2 protein-coding genes are annotated in these 2,472 nt (G+C 47.5%); both read left to right on the forward strand.

The window, feature by feature from the left end; all coding sequences use genetic code 11:
• The first annotated feature begins 268 nt into the window (after positions 1-268).
• Complete coding sequence (locus KDK14_RS02560; RefSeq protein WP_257263456.1) at positions 269-1,165, forward strand: hypothetical protein; 897 nt, start codon at positions 269-271, stop codon at positions 1,163-1,165.
• Between the two features lie 23 nt (positions 1,166-1,188).
• On the forward strand, positions 1,189-2,106 hold the full coding sequence (locus KDK14_RS02565) for a hypothetical protein (protein WP_257263457.1): 918 nt from the start codon (positions 1,189-1,191) through the stop codon (positions 2,104-2,106).
• Positions 2,107-2,472: the final 366 nt, after the last annotated feature.

Consider the following 2,472-nt stretch of genomic DNA (forward strand, 5'->3'; position numbering starts at 1 on the left):
CGTTTAAATTAGCCTTGATTGGAACGATCGTAAGGCCGATTCTATCGCCCTGATACCTGCATTGATCAGAATAATTTTCGCCAGGTGGGAACTACAGGTTGGTCGACGGGTCTCATGTTAAGGCAAGGCGGTGTTCTATCAAAGGTTCAAGTAACCTTGATACGCGCTCCGCCCCAGCCCCCTATTTTTTTCTACATCAAAGTTTTTCTACATCAAAGTTTTTCTACATCAAAGTTTTTCTACATCAAACCCCGGGATCTGCACAGCTATGTTACCATTATCAGGCTCCCTCGCTCAGTCGCTACCACCCTCACTGCCGTCTGAATCAGAGCGCAGTAAAAATATCGCAACTGCACTCAATGAAACGGTGAACATACCAGAGGCTTGTTCACAACATCTTACCGATTCCGGGGAGCTGCCAGATCTGCCCCTGGATCAACGTCAAATTACTGAATCAACGTCTTGTGTCGCAAACATAGCGCCCGAAAAGAAACCGGAGAAATTTCAGGAAAATGACATATTACTGGTTTACCCCTGTGAGTCTGGCGACCGCCGCGATCTTAATTTGTCAGTCAATCTCGCAGAATTGAAACGCGAACTTTACTATGCTGTAGATGATGAATTGGAATTTCGTTATCATTTCGGCCAGGGAGTTACTGAATATACCAGCCGTAAAATAAACTCAACGGTTGATTCGATATTAACCAGGTTACCTGCAGAGTTAACTGAGTTTCTGAATCAGGATTACCCTGATGAAAAGCTGTTTTCCCCTGAAGAGTACCAAGCCTTGGCAAGATTCCATTGTGCCATCCTCAACGATCTCGGGTATGACTTCTACAGTCACATGAATGATGAAGACCGTAAAGAATTTGAAGATTTTTTCATAAAAGAGTGCTTACCCCTGCGTGATGGCTGGAGTAAAGAAGAATTGGAGTATTTCGAGTCCTGGCTGAACTATGAATTATCAGGGTGTCAGGGTTACGATGATTTTAAAAAAATGAAGAAACACATTAAAACATGCCATTATGGCCCGTTAAAAGCCGGATGTGTGACAGTCTGTAGCGAAGACAAGGTTATTGAAAACCGGGAAGCGTATGAAAACATCAAAAAGCTTGAAAATCAGCTGACAAAAATGCAGCCGGGGCAGCCTGAAAAGTTGTCATAACTCTGCCCCCCTGAGGACAATATATGCCTGATATGCCTGTTTCACCGCCTTCGCCCCCTTCATCGTCAACGATTGCCGATCAACAGGAAGAACTGGCAAACCAGCAGGTCAAGGCATTGTCCTGGGGATACCGGCTAACAACAGCGACCACCTATGCAGCCAATAGCATGCTATTACCTGCCTTAATGAATACGCCAATTACAACCTCCCTGGCCAGGCCATTGATGCAGTCACAATACGATAGCAAACTGCCTGAGCTGCGGCTTATGTTTTCATCACGGGGTTGGCTGCCTGCCCTGGGCCGTACCGGCATTCGTTATATCATTGCTGACACCGCCCGCATGGCCAGTGAGCGGACCATCAACCGGCTGGCAAACATCCATGAGACAGATACTCCCAAAACAAACCCCCCAAAGGAAAAGATAAACCTGCTGGTGGATGCTGCCTCGTCGGCCATGATGACCTGCGTCAGTCAGCCCATGACCTCCCTGCAGGTCTACCGTCAAGTGCAGCAGAACAAATCAGCTTTGGGGCCCAGGCACTTTCTGCAAGGGCTGCTGGCACACCCTGTGCGCGGCAGTGCCAGCAACTTTCTCAGCACCTTCCTGATGTTCAATCTGGATCGCAATGATCGCCACCTGATTGCCCGTCATCAGGCTGGAGAGATATCCGGAACACAAATGACCGTCATCCAGGCAAGTCTTGGCGGGCTAGTCGGGGTGCTGAATAATTTTCTGAAAACCCATGCAAACGCACGGGCTCTGGGCTTGTCCCATCAAGAGATTTTCCAGAAAATCATGATCAAACAGACGCCTTTGGTATTGGCGGCCCAGGTGCTTTATGCCTGGGTACTGGGCAGTGTTGCCAATAAGCTCTGGGCATCGTCCATCTCTGCGCTGCAGTGCCTGGACAAGTCAGCTCACGATTGCAAAAACCGCTGATTATCTCCCCAGATAATCAGCGGTTGGTAGTCTCATTAGAGTTCAGAACTCTTGGCCAGCTAATAAGTAGTTGGCCAAATTGAATCGTATATTTCCGGCAAAGTGGACAGTTACTATGAAAGGGACAACGTAGGGAGCATAGCAGTAGCAATTTGACCGGAGTTGCAACGCCGTAGAATAACTGACTGCTTAATTGGAAAAATATGATTTCTTTTGGTTAACTACTTACACTCTGGACCATCGAAGCTTATATATTCCCCAGACCAACATTTCTGATTGGGAATGCCTTGCAAATCAGGCCAGGTTTTATTTGGCTGGGGTGGAGGGATTCGAACCCCCGCATGTCAGGATCAAAACCTGATGCCT

This window comes from Endozoicomonas sp. ONNA2 (assembly GCF_024606365.1).
Classification (GTDB): Bacteria; Pseudomonadota; Gammaproteobacteria; order Pseudomonadales; family Endozoicomonadaceae; genus Endozoicomonas.